At 65.9% G+C, this 21,288-nt stretch carries 18 protein-coding genes and 1 pseudogene; 10 read left to right on the forward strand and 9 right to left on the reverse strand.

All coding sequences use genetic code 11. From position 1 onward, the window contains the following. Positions 1-23: 23 nt before the first annotated feature. From VKI00_RS19165 to VKI00_RS19180, 4 genes are read left to right on the forward strand one after another with little or no spacing between them, the layout of a single operon-like run. Positions 24-590 carry a TetR/AcrR family transcriptional regulator gene (locus VKI00_RS19165; RefSeq protein ID WP_324440163.1) on the forward strand — a complete coding sequence of 189 codons (567 nt, stop codon included), beginning with the start codon at positions 24-26 and terminating at the stop codon, positions 588-590. A gap of 44 nt (positions 591-634) precedes the next feature. Next, positions 635-943 (forward strand): hypothetical protein, encoded by a 309-nt coding sequence (locus tag VKI00_RS19170; protein WP_324440165.1) that lies wholly within the window; start codon positions 635-637, stop codon positions 941-943. Between the two features lie 12 nt (positions 944-955). Further along, positions 956-2,026, forward strand: a complete 1,071-nt coding sequence (locus VKI00_RS19175; RefSeq protein ID WP_324440167.1) for a hypothetical protein — start codon at positions 956-958, stop codon at positions 2,024-2,026. 24 nt (positions 2,027-2,050) lie between these two features. Beyond that, positions 2,051-2,794, forward strand: coding sequence for a class I SAM-dependent methyltransferase (locus VKI00_RS19180; protein WP_324440169.1), 744 nt, complete (start codon positions 2,051-2,053; stop codon positions 2,792-2,794). Positions 2,795-2,800: 6 nt separating this feature from the next. Here VKI00_RS19180 and nadC read toward each other — a convergent pair whose 3' ends face one another. Genes nadC through nadA form a run of 3 tightly spaced genes read right to left on the reverse strand, consistent with a single transcriptional unit; the run spans position 2,801 to position 6,290 of the window. Then, positions 2,801-3,658 carry a carboxylating nicotinate-nucleotide diphosphorylase gene (nadC, locus tag VKI00_RS19185; protein WP_324440171.1) on the reverse strand — a complete coding sequence of 286 codons (858 nt, stop codon included), beginning with the start codon at positions 3,656-3,658 and terminating at the stop codon, positions 2,801-2,803. Further along, positions 3,658-5,232 (reverse strand): L-aspartate oxidase, encoded by a 1,575-nt coding sequence (locus tag VKI00_RS19190; RefSeq protein WP_324440173.1) that lies wholly within the window; start codon positions 5,230-5,232, stop codon positions 3,658-3,660. Before VKI00_RS19190 ends, nadC begins: the two co-directional genes overlap by 1 nt. Continuing rightward, positions 5,229-6,290, reverse strand: coding sequence for a quinolinate synthase NadA (nadA, locus tag VKI00_RS19195; protein ID WP_324440175.1), 1,062 nt, complete (start codon positions 6,288-6,290; stop codon positions 5,229-5,231). The genes VKI00_RS19190 and nadA overlap by 4 nt, the downstream gene beginning before the upstream one ends. Before the next feature lie 49 nt (positions 6,291-6,339). Between nadA and VKI00_RS19200 the strand changes: the two genes are divergently transcribed. Both VKI00_RS19200 and VKI00_RS19205 read left to right on the forward strand, forming a co-directional pair. Next, positions 6,340-7,071 carry an NUDIX hydrolase gene (locus VKI00_RS19200; RefSeq protein ID WP_324440177.1) on the forward strand — a complete coding sequence of 244 codons (732 nt, stop codon included), beginning with the start codon at positions 6,340-6,342 and terminating at the stop codon, positions 7,069-7,071. A gap of 14 nt (positions 7,072-7,085) precedes the next feature. Continuing rightward, positions 7,086-8,423 (forward strand): lipase family protein, encoded by a 1,338-nt coding sequence (locus VKI00_RS19205; RefSeq protein ID WP_324440179.1) that lies wholly within the window; start codon positions 7,086-7,088, stop codon positions 8,421-8,423. Here VKI00_RS19205 and VKI00_RS19210 read toward each other — a convergent pair. Genes VKI00_RS19210 through bioB form a run of 3 tightly spaced genes read right to left on the reverse strand, consistent with a single transcriptional unit; the run spans position 8,418 to position 10,330 of the window. Then, complete coding sequence (locus VKI00_RS19210) at positions 8,418-9,047, reverse strand: DUF2567 domain-containing protein (RefSeq protein WP_324440181.1); 630 nt, start codon at positions 9,045-9,047, stop codon at positions 8,418-8,420. The genes VKI00_RS19205 and VKI00_RS19210 overlap by 6 nt on opposite strands. Beyond that, positions 9,044-9,283: a hypothetical protein gene (locus VKI00_RS19215; protein ID WP_324440193.1), complete on the reverse strand. Its 240-nt coding sequence runs from the start codon at positions 9,281-9,283 to the stop codon at positions 9,044-9,046. The genes VKI00_RS19210 and VKI00_RS19215 overlap by 4 nt, the downstream gene beginning before the upstream one ends. 12 nt (positions 9,284-9,295) lie before the next feature. Beyond that, complete coding sequence (bioB, locus tag VKI00_RS19220) at positions 9,296-10,330, reverse strand: biotin synthase BioB (RefSeq protein ID WP_324440183.1); 1,035 nt, start codon at positions 10,328-10,330, stop codon at positions 9,296-9,298. Positions 10,331-10,533: 203 nt separating this feature from the next. Here bioB and VKI00_RS19225 point away from each other — a divergent pair, with 203 nt between their 5' ends. The 3 genes and pseudogenes from VKI00_RS19225 to VKI00_RS19235 all read left to right on the forward strand — a co-directional run bounded on the left by VKI00_RS19225 (position 10,534) and on the right by VKI00_RS19235 (position 13,161). Next, complete coding sequence (locus tag VKI00_RS19225) at positions 10,534-10,809, forward strand: hypothetical protein (RefSeq protein WP_324440197.1); 276 nt, start codon at positions 10,534-10,536, stop codon at positions 10,807-10,809. A 165-nt stretch (positions 10,810-10,974) separates the two neighbouring features. Further along, a pseudogene (locus tag VKI00_RS19230) lies at positions 10,975-11,355 on the forward strand (hypothetical protein); the annotation flags it as partial. Between the two features lie 231 nt (positions 11,356-11,586). Continuing rightward, on the forward strand, positions 11,587-13,161 hold the full coding sequence (locus VKI00_RS19235) for a PE-PPE domain-containing protein (RefSeq protein WP_324440185.1): 1,575 nt from the start codon (positions 11,587-11,589) through the stop codon (positions 13,159-13,161). An 18-nt stretch (positions 13,162-13,179) separates the two neighbouring features. On the opposite strand, the gene alsS is transcribed toward VKI00_RS19235, so the two are convergent. Both alsS and budA read right to left on the reverse strand, forming a co-directional pair. Continuing rightward, positions 13,180-14,850 (reverse strand): acetolactate synthase AlsS, encoded by a 1,671-nt coding sequence (alsS, locus tag VKI00_RS19240; protein WP_324440187.1) that lies wholly within the window; start codon positions 14,848-14,850, stop codon positions 13,180-13,182. 1 nt (position 14,851) lies between these two features. Further along, positions 14,852-15,577 (reverse strand): acetolactate decarboxylase, encoded by a 726-nt coding sequence (budA, locus tag VKI00_RS19245; protein WP_324440195.1) that lies wholly within the window; start codon positions 15,575-15,577, stop codon positions 14,852-14,854. 1,122 nt (positions 15,578-16,699) lie between these two features. On the opposite strand from budA, the gene VKI00_RS19250 reads away from it, so the two are divergent. Next, positions 16,700-20,731: an amino acid adenylation domain-containing protein gene (locus tag VKI00_RS19250; protein WP_324440189.1), complete on the forward strand. Its 4,032-nt coding sequence runs from the start codon at positions 16,700-16,702 to the stop codon at positions 20,729-20,731. Positions 20,732-20,963: 232 nt separating this feature from the next. On the opposite strand, the gene VKI00_RS19255 is transcribed toward VKI00_RS19250, so the two are convergent. Continuing rightward, on the reverse strand, positions 20,964-21,288 hold a 325-nt coding region (locus VKI00_RS19255; RefSeq protein WP_414687238.1), incomplete at its 5' end, for a glycosyltransferase.

A 21,288-nucleotide genomic window follows, 5' to 3' on the forward strand; every position in this document is an offset into this window, starting at 1 on the left:
ATCACTCAAGTAAAGTCAATACCGTGCCGAGACCGGACCGCAGCCGAGCCGCATTGATCGACACCGCGGCCACGTTGTTTCGCCGTCAGGGCTACGCCGCGACCGGGCTCAACCAGATCCTCGACGAAGCGGCCATCAAGCCAGGCTCGCTGTATCACCACTTTCCGCAGGGCAAGCAGCAGCTGGCCGCCGCCGTTGTCGATCACGCCGGGGCCGCCATCGAGCAACTGCTGCGCAGATTCCTGGCAGGCGGGCTGCCGGTGGCTGACATCGTCGACCGGTGGATTGACTTGCTGGTCGGCGGGCTGACCGCCGATCGGCGCGACGGCTGCCCCATCGAGCCGATCGCCACCGAATCGGTGCATGCCAGCCCGCAGATGCGCGAGGCGTCGGCGCGCGCCTTCTCCGGCTGGTGCACGGCGATCGAAGAGCGGCTGCACGTCGACGGCTGGCCGACAAACGACGCGAAAAGCGTTGCAGTGGCAGTCATCTCACTGATCGAGGGAGCGCTGATCCTGTCGCGCATCGCGGGCGACGCGGATGCGCTCGCCGCCGCCAAACCGGCCGCACGCCGCCTACTTCACCGCTAGATCGCAACCGCCGCCAGGCCTATCCTGGAAAAACGGGGCACGGCATGACTCGAGATGAACTCTTCGCCTCGATCGTGGCGGCACGCCCCGGTCGCGACGACCTCGTGTACCTCGAGCGCTGCGGCGATGCCTATCACTGGCGAGTGCTGACGGGTGCCCAAATCCCCTCTCCCGTCACCGCGCCCGACGTGTGGATGTCGTTTTCGGCCGCGTGGCCGCAAGACGAACCCGGACGGCTTCGGGCCTTCTTCGACGATCTGCTCGCCGAACTCGAGTCGATGGCCAACACCGCGGACCGGTGTCGGTGGCCGATCGACGAGCCCTGGCCGCAACAGCACGCGCACCATCATTGAGCGGCGTGGCACATGGTCGATTATCGGATCACCGCCGAGGAGCGCGCACGGTTCAAGCGCTGCCGGCGGCAGTGGGATTTCGCGTCACCGCATCGCCGCAACCTGCGACCGGCCGGGTTCGTCGACCCTGCCCTGCCCGCTGCGCTCAAGGATGCGCTGGCCGTGTACTACTACCCCGGCACCTGGGACTGGCAACACGAGGTGACCCAACCCCTGGTGCACAAGGCACTCACGCGGTCATTGGACGATGCCGACGCGACCGACATGCTCCACAAGGCAGCAGCGCTGCTGGACTGTTATGACGCCTGGGCAAACGTTGTCGACGACTTCGCACCGGTCAAGATCAACCTCGATGTCGAGGCCCTGGTCCCGGATCCCGACGATCCCGAGGGCGGATTGTTGGTGCACGACGGATCGCCGGTGATCTACCCGTGCCAAATCGATTTAGTGGCCGTGGACGCCGCCGACGAGTACTGGGTGGTCTGCCATCGGATCGTCGACGACTGGCAGGACATCGACACGTTGGTCCGCGACGAGGAGGCGGTGGCGTCGTGTTGGGCGTTCGAGCACGACTACATCGGCGTACAGATCGCCGGAACCATCCACAACGAGGTGCGCGTCGCCGGCCCGCTCAAGTTCCCGCCGGCCGGGTCGGCGATGAAGCGCCTGCCGAAAGCGGTGGCCCAACACGAGGCCAGCGGTGGCGGTCGATCGCTCCCTCAGCACCAGCGGGTGTCCGCGCAGGCATCGCGCCGCAGTGCGACCGACCGGACCGAGCAGCGCACCGCGGGCGTACTGCGTCGTACCCGCATCCGTCGCAGCCGCCACCAGATCGCCACGGTGGGGCCGCAGATCGCTGCCGAGGCGGTCGACATGACCAGTTGGCCAACCGTCTACCCGACGTTCGCCGCGCATTGTCGCGACTGCGAGTTCACCACGCCCTGTTCGGCGCTCACCGAGGGCGCCGATGCGGAACCGTTGCTGCAAGCCGACTTTCAGCAGACGCCTGACGAACCGCGTAAGCCCAGATTGGGTCAGTCGACGTGGGGCTTCGGGCGAGGGGCCGCGCCGCCACGGTGGTGAGATCCGGGGCTAGTCTTGGTCATCATGGTCACCGATTACAACGAAAATCGGATCGCGGAGCAGTATCAACAAGCCAAGGCTCAGTCCTGGCGTGCGCACGCCGAAACCTATTCATTCATGAACCTCATTGGCGATGTCGAGGGGAAACGCGTGCTCGACGTCGCCTGTGGCGAAGGACATTTCACGCGATTGCTGGGTAAGGCCGGCGCCGCCGAAGTGGTCGGGATCGACATCTCCGAGCGGATGATCGAGTTGGCCCGCGAGCAGGAGACGCGTCAGCCGCTCGGGATCGAATACCGCGTCGAAGACGCCCGCGCCGTGGCCGAGCACGCGGATTTCGACCTCGTCGTCGGCGCCTGGCTGCTGGTGTACGCGCAAACCCGAGCCGAACTCGTGCAGATGTGCCGCGGGCTCGCGAGCCGGCTCAGGTCGGGCGGGCGTCTTGTCACCATGGTCGGCAACCCCGCGGTGTATGGTCTCGACCCACTGCCCGACTACCGCAAGTATGGATTTCAGCTGTCACTTTCCGGCCGCACCGTCGAAGGTGCTCCGACGAAATATATTCTGCTGCTGGGGGATTCGAGGCTCGAGATCGAGAACTACTACATGCCGATCGCGGCCTACGAATCCGCGTTCGCCCAGACGGGTTTCGCGAACTTCGCGGTGCACATGCCCGAGGTGTCACATAACCCCGACGGCGATCCCGCGTACTGGGACGACTTCCTAAAGTATCCGAGTTTTGTTCTGCTGGACTGCGTCAAGCCCTGAGAGCCGTCAGATGTCCAGGCCGATGTCCAGCACCCGCACCGAGTGGGTGAGCGCGCCGACAGCCAGGTAATCCACGCCCGTACCGGCGTACTCCGCTGCGGTCTCGAGCGAAAGCCCGCCCGACGACTCCAGTTTGGTTTCCGGCGCGCGGGCATCGCGGCGCTGCACCGCGATCTGGGTTTGCCAGACCGGAAAGTTGTCGAGCAGCACCAATTCAGCCTTCTCGTCCAACACGTCGTCGAGCTGCTCAAGCGAGTCGACCTCGACCTCGCACGGCAGATCGGGTGCCGCCGCCCGCACCGCGCGTAGCGCCGCGACCACCGATCCCGCCGCCGCAACGTGGTTGTCCTTGATCAGCGCGGCGTCACCCAAGCCGAGCCGATGGTTGACGCCACCGCCGACCCGGACGGCGTACTTCTGCAGGGTCCGTAGGCCCGGCAGCGTCTTGCGGGTGTCGCGGATTTTCGCGTTGGTGCCGTGCACGGCATCGACCCATGCGGCCGTTGCGGTGGCGATCCCGGACAGGTGGCAGATCAGGTTGAGCAGGGTTCGTTCGGCGGTCAACAGGCCGAGCATCTGGGCCTCCACCGTCAACGCGGGCGCCCCCGGCTGCAGCCGCGCGCCGTCTCCGACGCGATCGAGCACCCGGTAGCCGCCGGCGCCGAGCACCTCGTCGAGCACCAGCAATGCGACGTCCACACCGGCGATCACGCCCGGCTCACGGGTGATCAGCGACGCGGTGGTGGTGGCGCCATCGGGCACCGTCGCCAACGTTGTGACATCCGGTCCGTAGCGCAGGTCCTCGGCGAGGGCGCGGCTGATCGTGGCGCGAGCGTCGGCGAGCTCACATTCAGAGAGGCGCATTAGCACGCCGCCACCGGCTCCTCGACCTGCGCGCTGTCGTCATCGGCGAGCCGGACGACGATGCTGCGCGCCGGAGCGAGGGGGGCGTCGGGGTATTCGGCGCGGTAGTGACAGCCGCGGCTTTCGTCGCGGGTCAGCGCGGCGGCGGCGACCGCGCGGGCGGTCACCGTCAATGCCGCGTCCTCCAGGTCGACATGGGTGAACATGGCCCGCACCGGCGCCGTCGACAGCTGGCCGGTCAGCCTGCGCAGACCATCGGCGTCGCGGACCACCGACGCATCGCGGCTCATCGCCCCTTGCAGGTCGCCGCGGGCCAGCGCCGCACGGCCAATCGATTCCGGCGCCGTCGCGCGCGGACGCCCGACCGACACCGCGTGCGCCGCCGCGGCTCGTCCCGCCCGTGCCCCGACCACCAGGCCCTCCAGCAGGCTGTTGGAGGCCAGCCGGTTGGCGCCGTGCATTCCGGTACGAGCGACCTCGCCCGCGGCGAACAGCCCGGGCAGCTCGGTTTGTCCGTGCACATCGGTGACGACTCCGCCGCAGCTGTAGTGCGCGCCCGGAACCACTGGAATGGGTTCGCGGACCGGGTCGACGCCGACTTTCCGGCACGCGGCGGTGACGGTCGGGAAGTGGTCCTCGAAATCCACGATGCTGCGGGCGTCGAGGTAAACGCACGGGTCACCTGTTGCGCGCAGCCGGGCGTCGACAGCCGCCGCCACCACGTCGCGCGGCGCCAGATCGCCCATCGGATGGACGCCGGCGGTAACCGAATTGCCTTGACTGTCAACCAAAATCGCGCCTTCACCGCGGATCGCTTCGGTGACCAGGGGTCGCCGACCGCCGCGGTGGCCGTTGAACAGCATCGTGGGGTGGAACTGGATGAACTCGACGTCGCTCACCGCGACACCCGCCCAAAGCGCCAGGGCGATCCCGTCGCCGGTCGAGCCGTCGGGATTAGTGGTCGCGCTGTAGAGGTGTCCCAGCCCGCCGGTGGCCAAGATCACCGACGCCGCGTGCACGATGCCAATGCCGTCGCGATTGGCCACCAACACCCCGGTCACCGCATCACCGTCGTGCAGCAACCGCAGGGCGGCGTGGTTGGTGCGGATGGCCAGTGTGGCCGCGGCATGGTCGAGCGCGCGCTGGACCTCGGCGCCGGTGGCATCGCCGCCGGCGTGCACGATGCGACGCCGTGAATGCCCGCCTTCGCGACTCAGCGCCCATCTGCCGACCGACGCCTCGTCGAATCGTGCTCCCTCGGTTACCAATTCGGCTACTGCCTGGTAGCCATCGGCGACTATCGACGTCACCGCGTCGGCGTCGCAGAGGCCGGCGCCGGCAGCCAGCGTATCGGCGACGTGTGCCTCGACCGAGTCGTCGGTATCCGGCAGCACCACCGCGATCCCGCCCTGGGCGTAGTGGGTGGCCGTCACACCAAACCTGCGGCGGGCCTTGCTGAGCACGACAACTCGCCGCCCGGCGCGGTGGGCCGCCAGCGCGGCGGCCAGGCCGGCCACCCCGGTGCCGATGACCACGACGTCGGCCTGTTGCTGCCAGGCCGGGTGAATGCTCATTCGCCGTCTCCGGGCTGACCGATGGTGATCATCCGCTGCACGCTTTGCCGCGCCAGCCGGGCAGTCTGCGCCTCGACGTGAACTTCGTCGGCGCCCTCGATCAGGCAGCGCAGCAACGCGGCGGGGGTGATCATCTTCATGTATTTGCACGAGGCGCGGTCATTGACCGCGCGGAAGTCGACGCCGGGCGCGGCATTGCGCAGCTGATACAGCATCCCGATCTCCGTGGCGACCAGCACCTGGCGGGCCTGGGTGGCCCGCGCGGCGTCCAGCATGCCGCCGGTTGACAGGATCTTCACCCGCTCCCGCGGGAAGGCGCCTTCGCCGGCCAGATACAGCGCCGACGTGGCGCACCCGCACTCCGGGTGGACGAACAGTTCGGCCTCGGGGTGCGCGCGGGCCTGCTCGGTGAGCTCGTCGCCGTTGATCCCGGCGTGCACGTGGCACTCGCCGGCCCACACCTGCAGGTTTTCCCTGCCCGTCTCCCGGCGCACATGCGCCCCGAGGAACTGGTCGGGGCAGAACAGCACCTCGCGGTCCGCGTCGATGGAGGCAACGACGTCGACGGCATTCGACGATGTGCAGCAGATGTCGGTGAGCGCCTTGACCGCCGCGGTGGTGTTCACGTAGGAGACGACGACGGCGTCGGGGTGCTCGTCCTTCCAGCCCTGCAGGTCTTCGGGGGTGATCGAGTCGGCCAGCGAGCAGCCCGCCCGCTGGTCGGGGATCAACACGGTCTTTTCGGGGCTGAGGATTTTCGCGGTCTCGGCCATGAAGTGAACGCCGCAGAACACGATGGTTTCCTCGGGCGCCTCGGCTGCGATCCGGGACAGCGCCAGCGAGTCGCCGACGTGATCGGCGACGTCCTGGATGGCCGGTAGCTGGTAGTTATGCGCCAAAATCGTCGCATTGCGCAGCTCGGCCAGGCGCCGGATCTCGGCCGCCCATCGTTCGTCGCCTTCGACGCCGGCGTATCCGGTGGGACTGCTGGTGATTGCTGCGGCCAATTCTGTTACGTGCTCAGACGCCACCGGATCCGTGCGATTCAGGACCGTCATGGCCGTTCCTTTCGCCCCCGACCCCGGTTTTCGACTTATAATCGAAAACATGCCATATGGTAGCACTGCACACGAAGTGCTCGTCGTCGTGTTTCAGGTTCGCGGTCTGGGATCCGGCCCCAAGACCCAGAAGCCCCAGCTCAACGTCCTGCTGTGGCAGCGCGCCCGCGATCCGCAGAAAGGTGCATGGTCGTTACCGGGCGGACGGCTGCGCCACGACGAGGACATGACGACGTCGGTGCGGCGTCAACTGGCCGAGAAGGTTGACCTGCGTGAGGTCGCTCACCTCGAGCAGCTCGCGGTGTTCTCCGATCCGGCGCGGGTGCCCGGTACCCGCACGATCGCGTCGACGTTCTTAGGCCTGGTGCCCTCCCCCGCCACCCCGGAGTTGCCGCCCGACACCCGCTGGCACCCGGTCACCGCGCTGCCGACGATGGCCTTCGACCACGGCCCGATGGTCGAACACGCACGCACCCGGCTGGTGGCAAAGATGTCCTACACGAACATCGGATTCGCCCTAGCGCCAACCGAATTCGCGCTATCGACGCTGCGTGACATTTACAGTGCCGCGCTGGGGCACCAGGTTGATTCGACAAACCTGCAGCGCGTGCTGGCCCGCCGCGGCGTGATCACCGCGACCGGCACCGTCGCGCAGTCCGGTCGCAGCGGCGGCCGCCCGGCGGCGCTGTTCCGCTTCACCGACTCGCAACTGCGGGTCACCGACGAATTCGCCGCCCTACGTCCTCCCGGCGGGCCGACTGGATTCTTAATGCCGTCTTAAGTAACAATGCCCAGATGGACATTGGCAGTCTTGCGACGACAACCGGCGCGGAATGGATCGGACGCACGCCGCACGAGGAGTTGCGGCCCAAGGCCCGCCCGCTGCTGCCCTCGGATGATTTGTTCTATCAGCCGCCGCCTGGGTATCAGCACGCGCTGCCGGGCACCGTCTTGCGTTCACGTGACGTCGAGCTGGCATTTCTGGGGCTGATTCCGCAGCGGGCCATGGCCACCCAGCTGCTGTACCGGACCACGGATATGAACGGCAAGCCCGACGCAACGGTGAGTACGGTGATCGTCCCCGCCGATGTCACTCCCGAACGTCCCTGCCCGGTGTTGTCGTATCAGTGCGCCATCGACGCCGTGGCATCGCGCTGCTTTCCGTCCTATGCGCTGCGACGGAACGCGTGGGCGGTCGGCGCGTTGGCGCAGCTGGAGTTGCTGCTGATCACCGCCTGCCTCGCCGAAGGCTGGGCGGTTTCGATACCCGACCACGAAGGCCGCAACGGAATGTGGGGCGCCCCCTACGAACCCGGTTATTTCATTCTCGACGGGATCCGGGCCGCGCTGGGCACCGAGCGGCTCGGACTGTCCCAGTCGGCGCCGATCGCGCTCTGGGGATATTCCGGAGGCGGACTGGCAACCGCCTGGGCCGCTGAACTGTGCGCCGACTACGCGCCCGAACTCGACATCGTCGGCGCCGTACTCGGATCACCGGTCGGCGACCTCGGCCACACCTTCCGTCGGCTCAACGGCACCTTCCTGTCGGGTTTGCCCGCGATGGTGATCGCGGCGCTCGTCCACATCTATCCCGACTTGGACCGGGTGATCCAGGAGCACGCCAACTCTGAGGGGCACGCCCTGCTGAAGCGGTTGGAGGGGATGACGACCGTGGGCGCGGTGCTGCGGATGGCGAAGAAGGACGTCGGCGTCTACCTCGACCGGCCGCTCGAAGAGATCCTCTCCATGCCGGAGGTTCAGCACGTCTTCGACAGCATCAAGCTGGGCGCCATGGTGCCGACACCGCCGGTGTTGATCGTGCAGGCCGTGCACGACTACCTGATCGACGTCGAGGACATCGATGACTTGGCCCATGCCTACTCGGCCGGTGGAGCCGATGTCACCTACCACCGCGATGGGTTCAACGAGCACCTGCTGCTGCATCCGCTGTCCGCCCCGATGGCGTTGCGCTGGCTGCAGGACCGGTTTGCCGGCCGACCGCTGGCCGATCACCTGGTCAGGACCAAGTGGCCGACGATGTTCAACCCCGCGACCTACGTCGGCATGGCGCGGCTGGCCGTGATCGCGGCCAAGGTGATCACCGGAAAGGCGATTCACCGCCGCCCGCTATGACGGCGCGGAGGTCGGCGTCTTGGCGGGCTGCGGATAAGCCGCGCCGACGGCCGGATAGCCGCCGAGATCATCGCGCGCGGTTGCGGCAACCGGCACCGCGTAGACCAGCGCTGCGGTGCTCGCGGGTAGCAGCAGCGTGCAGGCGATCTGCAACGCAGTGCGACCGAAGAACACCGGCGGCGCCTCGGTGAAGTAGTGCACCGGGTGGTCGTGGCTTACCGGCACGGTGGCGAAATCGATTGTGCCATAACGCAGGTGCACCAGCAGCGCGCCCACTCCGACAGCGGCCCCCGCGGCGATCACCACACCGGCGCAAAGGCCGGTCACCATCCCCGGTCCGCGGTGTGCCCGCCACTGCCATGCCAGCACTGCCGCCACCGCGGCGACGACGTTCAGCAGCCCGAGCATCAGGAACGCCGCGACGAAGAAATGGTCGGATTCATTGCCCAGATAGTCGTGCAACCGGTCGCCGCCGTGGGTCAGCACCACCACGCCGTGGATCGGCGGGGCGATCCACGCCCACAGCCCGCCGACGAGCACACCCGCGATCAGCAGCCCGGCCGCGATCGCGAAAACCGCCCGCCGTCGCGAAATGCGTGGCGCGCCGGGCTCCGGCTCGGTCATCGGCGCGCCTCCAGGTCACCCGAGTCCACGAGCCCGTGCCGCGAGCATTTGGCCCACCAGCCGTCGGGCCGGACCTGCACCACCATCCGGCGGCCGCATTCGGCGCAAAACCGGGGCGGCTCCAGACCGAGCTGGGCCGCCGTCGGGACGGTGCTGCCGGCCGTGTCGTCGACACGGGCGCCGGTGTAGACGTTGTAAGCGCCCGCCCCGATCGGCGCGGGCAGATCGCGAACCATCAAGTTCCAGTTCTACAGGCTGGCGTTGAGCGCCTTGATGGGCATCTGCAAATCGTCCAGCAGCTTGAGGTCGGCCTCGGCGGGCCGACCCAGGGTGGTCAGATAGTTGCCGACGATCACGGCGTTGATGCCACCCAGAATGCCTTGCTTGGCGCCCAGGTCGCCGAGCGTGATCTCGCGACCGCCGGCGAAGCGCAGCATGGTGCGCGGGAGGGCCAGCCGGAACGCGGCCACCGCCTTGAGCGCTTCGCTCGCCGGCAGCACCTCGAGGTCGCCGAACGGCGTGCCGGGACGGGGGTTGAGGAAGTTCAGCGGCACTTCATCGGGGTCCAGCTCGGCCAGGTTGGCGGCGAACTCGGCACGCTGCTCCACCGTCTCGCCCATGCCGAGAATGCCGCCGCAGCACACCTCCATGCCGGCGTTACGCACCATCGACAGCGTCTGCCAGCGCTCCTCCCAGGTATGCGTCGTCACGACGTCGGGGAAGAAGGAGCGGGCGGTCTCCAGGTTGTGGTTGTAGCGGTGCACACCCATCGCCGACAGCCGGTCCACCTGCTCGGCCGTCAGCATCCCCAGCGAGCAGGCGATCTGGATGTCGACGGCATCGCGGATCGCCTCGATGCCGGCCGCGACCTGAGCCAGTAACCGCTCATCGGGTCCGCGTACCGCGGCCACGATGCAAAACTCGGTGGCACCGGTCTTCGCGGTCTGCTTGGCCGCCTCCACCAAGCTGGGAATGTCGAGCCAAGCGCTGCGCACCGGCGACGCGAACAGCCCCGACTGAGAGCAGAAGTGGCAATCCTCCGGGCAGCCACCGGTTTTCAGGCTGATGATGCCTTCGACCTCGACCTCGGGTCCGCACCAGGCCATCCGCACCTCGTGGGCCAGGGCCAAGAGTTCCTCGAGCCGGTCGTCGGGCAGCTGCAGCACCCGCAGCACCTGCTCCTGGCCCAGCCCCTCACCGCGCTCGAGCACCTGCTGACGGGCCACGGTCAGGATGTCGGTGCTGTCGGTGCCGGGGTGTGGGCGAGTCGCCGCCTGAGTCACCAGCTACTCCTTATGTCTGTTGAACCACGGCCGCGTGGTGTCAGAGCACGCGGGATAAGACGCCCCCGGCTCACCGCAGCCTGCGTTGAACGTGCCAAGGCTAGGCTAGCGGTGTGCACCTGCACAAACGTGATGTGGTTGCAGCGGCCGCCGCGGGGTACGCCAGGAGTGCGGGAAGTAGATGCCCCGGGAAGTGAACGCAATTGACTGATCCGCACGTCCATTACCTGGCCCACCACTGGATCCTGTTGGCCGGACCGGCGTTCATGCCCGCGGTGATCGTCGTCGGGGTTGTGTTGTACATCGCGATCCGCGACAGACGCCGCGCCGGCGACGACGCAGAGCGAAGCGATGCGAAGGAGCGGCGCATGACCCCTGCCGGCGACGACGCAGAGCCAAGCGATGCGAAGAAGCGGCGCCTAAAGCTGGTCGGCGACGACGCAGAGAGAAGCGACCACCCCAAAACGCCCGAAGTTTAAACGGACGTCGACCTGGCAACCTACCGTGAAGTAAGTTAGCGGCCTGCGGGTTCCGCGGCCGGTCACAGGGCGGTCGGGAGGTATTACGTGGAACTCACAATTCTTGCCGAGCCGCCGGCGCGCGGCGCCGGCCTCAACCAGGTCATCGGCCTCTCGATCGCGGCCATGATCATCAGCGCCGTCATGCTGTACGTCGGCTGGGCCCACCGCGCGCACCGGATCACCTGGTTGAACACGGTTGCAGAGCGGCTGGGACACAAGTTCAACCGTCCGCCCTGGGTGGCGCTGACGATCCTGGTGTTCACCACCTCGATCATCTGCGCCCTGTTCGGCTTCATTTGGGATGTCAGCTGGCACATCGGCAACGGTCGCGACCCCGGTCCGCTGGCCAACCCGGCCCACTACTTCATCATCATCGGCCTGTTCGGCATCTTCGTGGCCGGGATGTTGGCGGTGGTGATCCCGTTCGACAAGCCGGGCCCGGCAGCGGTACGCATTACCCGCAACTGGTACGCCCCCGTCGGCGGAATCTTGATGGCTGGCTGCTTCGGCTGCTTCCCGCGGGCCATCAACTCACCGGCCAGCTCACCATGATGCTGGTCATGGTGAGCTACACGTTCACCGGTTTGTACTTACTGTTCAGCGCGTAGCGGCCGCCACGTCGGCGGTGGCCTGCACCAATGCCTCACGCCGAGCCTCGGCGCTGGAACGAAGGCGGCCCGTCGTCGTCGGCCGTCAACTAGACTCGCTCAGTCACCTCTTAGCCGAGGAGTCTCTATGCTGGGCCGTTCGATGCTTCGCGTCTGCCTCGCCACCGGTGTTGCCATCACAGGTGCCAGCTTGATCACCGCGACGCCGGTGACCGCACCCTTAACCGCCAGCCAAGCCCGCGACGTCGCGCTGACCAGCGGTGACACGGCGGATTCCGCACTCGGGGATGGCACCGCGTTCGTCATCGGCGGTAGCGGCCTTCCGACACCGCCGCCAGCCTACGTGGATGCCGTCAACCAGCTATACCTAGAGCCGCGCGGATTCACCGGCACCCCGCAGGCGCTGGATACTCCCGAGGGGTTGTATCCGGGCACGGGGGTGCACAGCCTGCCGTACGACACGTCAGCTGCGGAGGGGCAACAGATTCTGGACGCTGCAATCTTGCACGAGATCGCTACCGGAGAGGCAGACGCCGCCAACCCTGTGGTCGTGTTCGGCTTCTCGCAGAGCTCCATAATCGCCTCGACAACCATGACCGAACTGACGAACCAGGGTGTGCCCCGTGACGATGTGCACTTCGTGCTCGTTGGTGATGTAAGCAACCCCGACGGGGGCGTCATGGAACGCTTCGATTTCCCTGCCGGTACCGACCCGAGCTTCCCGAGCCTGGGCTTCACATTGACCGGCGCGACGCCCGACGACCTCTACCCGACCGACATTTACACGCAGGAATACGACGGCTTCGCCGACTTCCCGAAATATCCGCTCAACCTCGTCTCCGACCTCAACGCCGCGCTGGGAATCCTTTATGACCACGGTGCGTATCTGGGCGACACTGCCGCACAGATCGATTCGGCCATCCAGTTGCCGACATCGGCGGCCGACACCTTGACCAACTACTACATCATCCCCGACGACAGCCTGCCACTGTTGGACCCGCTGCGGCTGCTCCCGGTAATCGGACAGCCGCTCTACGACCTGCTCGAACCCGACACGCGCGTCCTGGTGAACCTGGGCTACGGCAGCATCACCGACGGCTGGGATCAGGGAGATGCCGACGTCCCTACCACGTTCGAGCTGTTTCCGACGAACCTCGACTGGTCCGCTGTCTCCACCGCATTGAGCAACGGCCTACAGCAAGGAATCAGCACAGCCATTCAGGATCTGGAAAATCCGAGCACTTACCAAATAACGCCGCTGGCAGATAACCTGTCGCTGTCGACGCTGTTGATGTCCGCGGTCAACACCGGCTTGACCGACACCCTGCACCCGTCGCTGGAGCAGGGTTTCCAAATTTTGAAAGAGGGGCTAGGCGAGGCAGCAAACTACCCGATTTCGGACGCGACGTTGCTGTCGTCGCCGACCGATATTCTCAACGATCTGATCGGCACCGTCGCAGCCGACTATGGGACTTTGGTGCCGATTGCAGACACCGTCGATGCGCTCCTCACCAGCTTGCCCGCATACGACGCGACCATGTTCTTGGACCAGCTGGAGGCCGGCAACCTGATCAACGCGATCGCTGACCCAATCGCCGCCGACGTGGTCATGGTTCCGTTCATCATCTTGTTCGGCGCCGCCGCACCCGTCGCCGAGGCGACTGCAGGAACCTTTGTCAACTTGGTGGACGTGATCCCGTAGTCCGGCGTCACTCCACGCTTATTCGACAACGCCGTCGTGCAGCTCGGCGAACAGTTCGGTGTTGCGGCTGTAATCGACGAGCACGTCGATGATGGTGATCCCGGGTTCGTTCAGAGATTGCTTGAGCGCGGCCTCGAACTCGGTGATGCCGCTGACCCGAATGCCTTTGGCGCCGAACGCCGCAGCGTAGTGCGTGACGTCGTAGTCGCCCAGTTGCACCCCCGACGTGCGCCCGTACTTGAGCTGCTCCTGAAACGCGACCATGTCGTAGGTGTTGTCGCGCATGATCACGTGAGTGAAGCTGAGCCCTAGCCGGGTCGCGGTCTCCAATTCTTGTGCGCTGAACAGGAATCCACCGTCGCCGGATACCGACACCACCTGGGTGCCCGGCCGGACCATCGCGGCGGCCATCGCCCACGGCAACGCGACGCCGAGGGTCTGTTGGCCGTCGGAGAACAGCAGCCGGCGAGGCCGATAGACGCGGAAGTGCCGGGCCATGTAGATGTAGTGCGATCCGATGTCGCAGGCGACGGTGGCGTCGTCGTCGATCAGGTCCCGGATCTTGAGGACCACCGCCGCCGGGTTGGCACCGATGCCGGTGTTGGGATGAGCCCGTGCTTCGTCGTTGATCTGCAGCAGTGCTGTCCGCTGCTCGGCTATCGCGCTGCTGGCCTCCGCGGACAGCCGCAGCCCCGACAGCGGCGGGATCAATTCGGCGAGTGTCGCGGCGATGTCGCCGCGCAATTCCAGCGTCGGCTGGTAGTGGTTGTCGATGTCGGCCGAAACCTCGTCGATGTGGATCAGCGTGCGGGTTGCATACGAGTTCCAAAACCGCGGATCGTATTCGACGGGGTCGTAGCCGACCGTCACCAATAAGTCGGCGTGGTTGATCAAAATGTCGCCGGGCTGATTGCGGAACAGCCCGACGCGCCCGACGAAGTGATCCTCGAGTTCTCGGGACACCACACCGGCGGCCTGAAATGTCTCTACGACCGGCAGGTCGGTAACCGCGAGCAACTCACGCAGCGCCGCACACGGTTCCGGATCGCCGACGCGAACACCGACAAATAGGACCGGGCGCTTTGCCTCCCGAATCAGGCTGGCGGCCTGGGCAATTCGGTCTGCAGGCGCCGCGCCCAGCGTCGGCACCGGCGATGGCTTCACGATCGCTGCCGATGTGCCAGCCGTCGACACATCGGCTGGGAGCACGACCGCGGCGGCACCTCGCGGCGGCGCGAGCGCGGCGCGGATGGCGTTGGCGACCGCTTCCGGCACGTTATCGGGGTCGTTGACCTCTCCGGTGTATTTCGTGAAGGGCTTAAGCGCCGCAACGGCGTCCATCGACTGATGGGTGCGCTTCAGCCGGTCGGCGCGGGCGACGGCCCCGCAGATCGCGACCATGGGGTCCTGCTCGGTGGTAGCGGTGACCAGGCCGGTGGCCAAGTTGGTGGTGCCCGGCCCCGATGTCACCAGCGCGACACCGGGTGTGCCGGTGAGCCGGCCGACCGCGGCGGCCATGAACGCGGCGTTCTGCTCGTGGCGGCAAACGATCAATTCCGGCCCGCCGTCGACCAGAGCGTCGAAGACCGAGTCAATCTTCGCGCCCGGCACGCCGAAGATGTAACGGATGCCGTACGCGGACAGCGTCTCGAGAACACGCTGGGCGGATCGCACGTCGCTATCGCTCACGTCATTCTCCCTCGGTACGGCGGATTTGGCTGTCGAGGTCTGGTTTGTGCAATTCGGCGGCAAGGAATTCCGGTGTGCGCGGCAGACTTAGGTGAAGATCGGAACGCAGACCGATCTCGACGGTGCCCCGGGTCAGCCGGTAGTCGAGGGCGTGTCCGCCGTGGTGACGCTCGGCGTCGACGAAGTGGGAATGGTAGCCGGCCACCGAAATACCTTGTTCGTACTCGGGCATCCGGAATCCGGCCAGCGTGCCGGTCACGTCGGTGAAGCTCAGTTCCTGCTGCTCTTGGGTGGCCTCGGTGAACGGTGGGTAGGGCCGGTGTTGCTCGGTTACGGTGCGGGTACTAATCACGCTGAAATCGCCGGTGACGCGGACCGCGACGATGAGGTTGGTACTGGGCAGCGACTCGTCGATGCGCGCTTTGAGTTCGGCGCGGTTGACCGGCGCGGTCACGTCGAATGAGCGGTCGGCGGCGAACCAGGTGACAACGGCGAACGGGGTACGTTGGTCCGGATCGGCGACCCGCGCACTGCCGTCGCCGCGCAATTGATAGCAGGCGCCGTTGAGCACCAACATTTCGCCGTCCAGGCCATTGAAGGTGCCGAGACCGAAGTCGCCGTGCCGCAACAACTCCCGGATCGTGACGTCGCCGTCGTAGACGCCGTCGAGCAACGCGCCCATCGTCGAGGTCTGGTAGACCTCGCTGCCATGGCGATGCGCGAGCATCGCGTGCGCCCAACCGCGTAGGACGCTCGCCGCAGACTCGGCCGGATCAAAGGCCACGTTAGGTCTCCCCGTCGGCATGGATTGTCGTCGACGCCCTGTGATGCTGTGCACGAGAATCGTTGCGCTGTTTCCCAAAGCCGTCAACCGCTGTCGCGTGGCTTCGCGGCAGCCCGACCACCCGCTCATGCTGATCCGGATCGCGCGGCTCCGACGCCGAAGCCTACGCGTTGGCAGATTCTCGGCCTGAGCTGCGGAATATCTGACAGCATGGAGCGGCGAATGCGACCGGTGAGGTGCTCATTTTCCTTAACCCGGACGCGTCGTTTGGCCGCGATAGTGTGCGGATTTTGGCGGACACGGTTTTGCACAGGGGCGCTTTGGTCGGACCTCGGATCCTGGATTCCGCAGGTAATGACGCGACTAGGGCACGATATTGGTCGCGTGTGCGGTCGGATCTTGCGGAAGTCTTCTTTCCAACTAAATCGGTTAGGCGCGATATTCCGGCGGACCAAGAGGTCTATCGATCTGGAGGTCAGGTCCCGTACGTACAAGGATCCTGCATCGCGATAAGCGCAGAGCACTTTTGGCGGGTCGGCGGCTTTGACGAGCGCTACTTTCTTTACCACCAAGAAGAGTCGCTTGCACGAAGTCTCGAAATGGTCGGTTTACACGTGATTCTTGAACCGCGGGCTGTGGTCACCCACATCGGCGGAACTTCGACGCTCCTGGCGCAGGCTAACACCTGAAAAAACGGGCATATCGCACCAGGGCTGACAGAGCGCGTGGTCTGTTTTCTTTCCGAGTCTTCGGGCCGCGGTGATCCTTAACATGGACCAAACCAGAGATTGGCTTGCATGGTCTATAATAGACTATTAGTATGTACCTGGTGCTACAGTTACATCTCAGGTATGTTTTGGTTCGCACTCGGCGTCACCGTCACCGTGGTGCGGTAACCGCGGTGTGCTGGGCCTGCTTCAGCTAGGAAGAGCACTTTGTTATTCGTGACCACACAACCAGAAATGCCGGCGTTCGCCGAGACCTGGATCGCGGTGGCTCTGCAGTGGTCGCCAGGAGTACGGCGTGCTGGCACGCCCGCCAGCCACCGCATGCCCGGGCGGTCGTGTGAAAGGTAGGGGTCGCGCGGTCTTCGAGCCGCTTGTCCGAGCTGGCGATTCGCGCCCAGCGGCCAAACCGCACGCGGTCAACTCGCGAACCGCATCCGGCCCGCTCCCCCTTTCGGCTTCGCAGACTCAACTGTGGTACCTGAGCCAGCTCGCACCGGACTCGCGGGCGTACAACGAGCTGCTCGTGATCCATAAGAGGGGTGCACTCAATGTGGACGCGTTACGGCGGGCGCTCAACGAGGTGGTGAGAAGGCACGAGGCGTTGCGAACCACCTTTGTGACTGTCGACGGCGTGACGCAGCAAGTCGTACGGGAGCCAACGGAAATCGATCTGCCCGTTACCGATTTGTCAGAGCTAGGTCCCGAGGGCGCGGTTCACCGGGCCACCGAGATCGCCACCGCCGACGCGCTGCGTCCCTATGACCTTGCCGACGGGCCATTGATTCGTCCGCGGCTCATCCGCGTCACCGAGCACGACCACCGGCTCTACCTGGCCCTACACCAGCTGGTTTTTGACGGGATAACGCTGCGCCGCGTGGTATTCCCAGAGCTGACGGCGTTGTACCGCAGCTACGCCATGGGCGTGCCGTCGTCGCTGCCCGAGCCGCAGGCGCAGTACGCCGACTACGCGACCTGGGAGCTCGATTGGGTCTGCGGACCGGAGATAGCCAGCCGAATTGCTAACTGGCGCAGGCGGCTTGCCGGCGTCACGGACACCCAGGTGCCGCTCGATCATCCGCGACCGCAGCGTCAGACCTTGGCCGGCGGGACGATCCCGCTGACGATTGACCACACCACCGTTGAAGGGCTGCGCCGTGCGGCTCGGATCGCGGGCGGCACCCTTTTCCACGCGCTGGCCGCCGCATACGCGTGGTGGCTACATCTCTACGCCGACTCCACCGAGGTCGTCTTCGGCAGCCAGCACGACCTGCGCCCCCGCAACGACCTGCTGGCGGTGGCCGGCTCCTGTGTCACCCCGGTGGTCCTACGATGTGACGTGTCCGGCGAGGAGCCCTTCACCGCACTGATAGGCCGAATCCGTAGCGTGGTCACCGAAGCGCTCAGCGATGTGGTGCCGTTCAATACTCTGGTGGCCGGCCTCGGCCTTCCGCGAGACCCGCGCAACAATCCGGTTTTTCAAACGGCGTTGCTATTTGAGCCGCCGCCGACCCCGGCTGATGACTGGTCACTGCAGATGATGGAACCCGATCTTCGTGACGCCGTGGGATGGGCGAAGTTCGACATCAGCATCGAGCTGGACGAGCGGCCCGAGGGACACGTCGCCGGAGGGTTCGTCTTCAGCACGGATTTGTTCGACCGTGAGACGGCACGCGAGATGGCATCGCACTGGCGCCGCCTGCTCGATGTTGTCGCGGCGGCGCCTGGAATCCCGATGGCCGAACATGATCTGGTCACCCCGGATGAGCGCCGGCGTCAGCTCAGCGGGAATCTGACCACCCCACACGGCATTTCGCCGAAATGCGTGCACGAGATCATCAGCTCGCAGGTCGAACGTACGCCCCACGCGGTAGCGGTACAGGTCGGCAACGCGACGCTGACCTATCGGCAACTGGACGACCGCGCGGAGGCCATCGCATCGCGGTTGGTGCAGGCGGGTGCCGGTCCTGGCACGGTGGTGGCCGTGCTCTTGGACCGCACGCCCGACCTGGTGGCGGCCCTTGTGGGAATTCTCAAATCCGGCGCGGCTTTTCTGCCGCTGGATCCCTCGCAGCCGGCCGCCCGGAACACCTTCTTCATCAACGACGCCGCCGCGAACGTCGTTCTGATCGATTGTCACCTGCCGACCGGTGGGGACGCGGTCACGGCGACCGTCGTCAATCTCGGCGATCTGGAGCCGTCCGCACCTTGCCACGGCTCCCGGTCAAGCACCGTGTCGTCTACTGACCTGGCCTACGTGATCTACACGTCCGGCTCGACCGGTCGCCCAAAGGGGGTGACCATCGAGCATCGCGGCCTCGCGAACTTGATGCGCACCATGTTTCGCGAGATGAGCATCGCTGCGTCCGACACCGTGCTGTCGGTGGCCTCCATCAGCTTCGACCTCGCCCTCGCCGACATCTTCTGCGCGCTGGCGTGCGGAGCGCGCCTGGTGCTCGCCACCTCCGCACAGGCGACGAACCCCGCTGAGCTAAGCCCGCTGATCGCCCACAGCCGCGCAACCTACATGATGGCGACACCAACCACTTGGAAGGCGCTTCTCGCCGCTGGCTGGTGCGGCGACCGTCGTCTCACGGTGGTGTCGGTCGGCGAAACACTCACCGACGAGCTGGCCAAAGCGCTGCTGCAGCGATGCGGTGCGGTCTGGAACGGCTATGGCCCCACCGAGGCCACGGCTGGCACCAACTTCGCGCGGGTGGCCGAGGGAGACACCATCACCGTTGGCAGGGCCCTGCCGAACGTGCGGGTGTACATTACCGACCCCCGCGGGCGACTCCAACCCATAGGCGTTCCCGGAGAGATCGCCATCGGCGGTGTGGGAGTGGCTCGTGGCTACCTCAATCGCCCTGACGAGGAAGCGCGCCGGTTTGGAAACGATCCATTCCATGTCGGCGGGCGGATCTACCGAACGGGCGATCGTGGCAGGTTCTTGCCCGACGGCCGCATCCAATACCTGGGCCGCAGTGACGACCAGCTCAAGATCCGCGGCTTTCGCATAGAGCCGGGCGAGATCGAATCCACCCTGTGCGAGCACCCAGACGTGGGATGCTGCGCAGTGGTCGCCCGCCAGGCGCCCAACGGCGATCAGCAGTTGGTCGCGTACGTCGTCGGCGAGACGGGGTGCCCGAGCGACGCCGAGGCACGCGATTGGCTACGTCGCCGCCTGCCGGAATATATGGTTCCTAGCGCATTCATGCGTCTGAGCGCGCTCCCGATGACCGCTAGTGGGAAGCTGGACAAGGCCGCACTGCCCGCACCGGCGTCGCGGGGAACGGTCCGCAACAGCGCCCAGCCGCCACGCAACGACACGGAAATGCGCGTCGCGGCGCTGTGGGCTGATCTGCTAGCCATGCCCGTGACCGACGTCAACTCCGACTTCTTTGATATCGGCGGACATTCGCTGCTGGCGGCCCGGCTGATCTCTGAAATTCAGCGGGCATTCGTTGTGCCGCTATCGCTTTCGACGTTCCTCGACAGCGGCAGGACTATTGCAGAACTCGCCGCGTTACTCGATGCCCGAAGCCCCAGTCGGACCGGCGACGTCACGTCCGGCCCACCGCTGCATTTCATCTTCCCCAACCTTAATTCGGCGATGAGCTTGAGACACTTTACGGCGCGGTGGGGTGCGGCGCAGTCGGTACACACGCTGATCCCCGATCAGCCAGGCGGGCGGTTCGACCGATCGGTGACCATCGAAGAGCATGCCAGCCAAGCTCTTTCGACGATCCGCAGCCGGCAGCCGGATGGTCCGCTTGCGCTGGCCGGCTACTCGATCGGGGGGCTGTTGGCTTACGAAGTTGCACGTCAGGCTGTCGATGCAGGGCAGCAAGTCGACTGGATGGGCATTCTCGATGCTGCGGCACCATCGATGGCGCAACCGCTGCCCGCGCAGTGCACGCTGCGATGGCGGCTTCGCCGGTTATGCCAACAGCCCGCGCGTGAGCAGTGGGCCAAGTACACTGAAGTCGCGCTCCGGCTGCTTCGGAGTGGTGCGCTGCGGCCGCCACAGTACTTCGACTTCCGCGGCGTTGCAGAGATCGCACGCCGCTATCACGAGCCCGGACACGAGGTGCCGATGCAGCTGTTCGTGGCCGAGGGTACCGCGACCGATGTGGAGGCAGATCTATTGGGTTGGGACGAATTCCACAAAGGACCGTTGACGGTGCACCGTCTTGCCGCTGACCACTACAGCATGCTTGATCCGCCCGTGGTCGAGCGCGTCGCGCGGATCATGCTCGAGTCGCTTCGTGAAGCGGCCGGTGAACCCACGACGTACACACCCGGGAAACCGCGGGCCCCAATCACTGCGATCAAAGCTCGCGGCGCGAGTTCACTGCCAGCGTCGCGATAGTCAATCCCACGGCGATGGCGGCGAGAATCCAGCGTCTAGCCAGGTTCAACAAACCACCGATAGTGGTCCGCAAAGCATCGGGTATGGCGAAAGGGCCGCCGTCAACGCCACGACGTGATTGGTGATCGGCATGTACCGTGACGCCAGGGCAAGGCCAGCAACGGCGAATGCCACCAGCCCATCGACCGTTTTGCTTCTCGGCCCGGTTGGAACAGGCTGCCGCAACCCGGATTCATGCTGGTGCCTTGCCAATTCGATGACCCACTTCGGTGAGCACATCCACAAGGCCGTCCACTGTGCGATCGACGCTGAAGTGATCGGCGTAGTGACGCGACGCCGCTCCCCCACGCAGGGTCGCGGTGAGCGGATCTGCCAGATCATCGAACGCGGCAGCCAGCCCGGCGACGTGATCGATCCCGACCGGTGGAAAGCCCGGGGGCTGGTACTCAGCCAGGCCACCGGAGGGGGAAGCGATTGGCATGACCCCCAGCTGCATCGAGAGCACCTGAACTCCGCTTTGCGAAGCACTGCGGTAGTGGGTGACCGAGCCTTTGGCG

It is taken from the genome of Mycobacterium sp., from assembly GCF_035314665.1.
Classification (GTDB): Bacteria; Actinomycetota; Actinomycetes; order Mycobacteriales; family Mycobacteriaceae; genus Mycobacterium.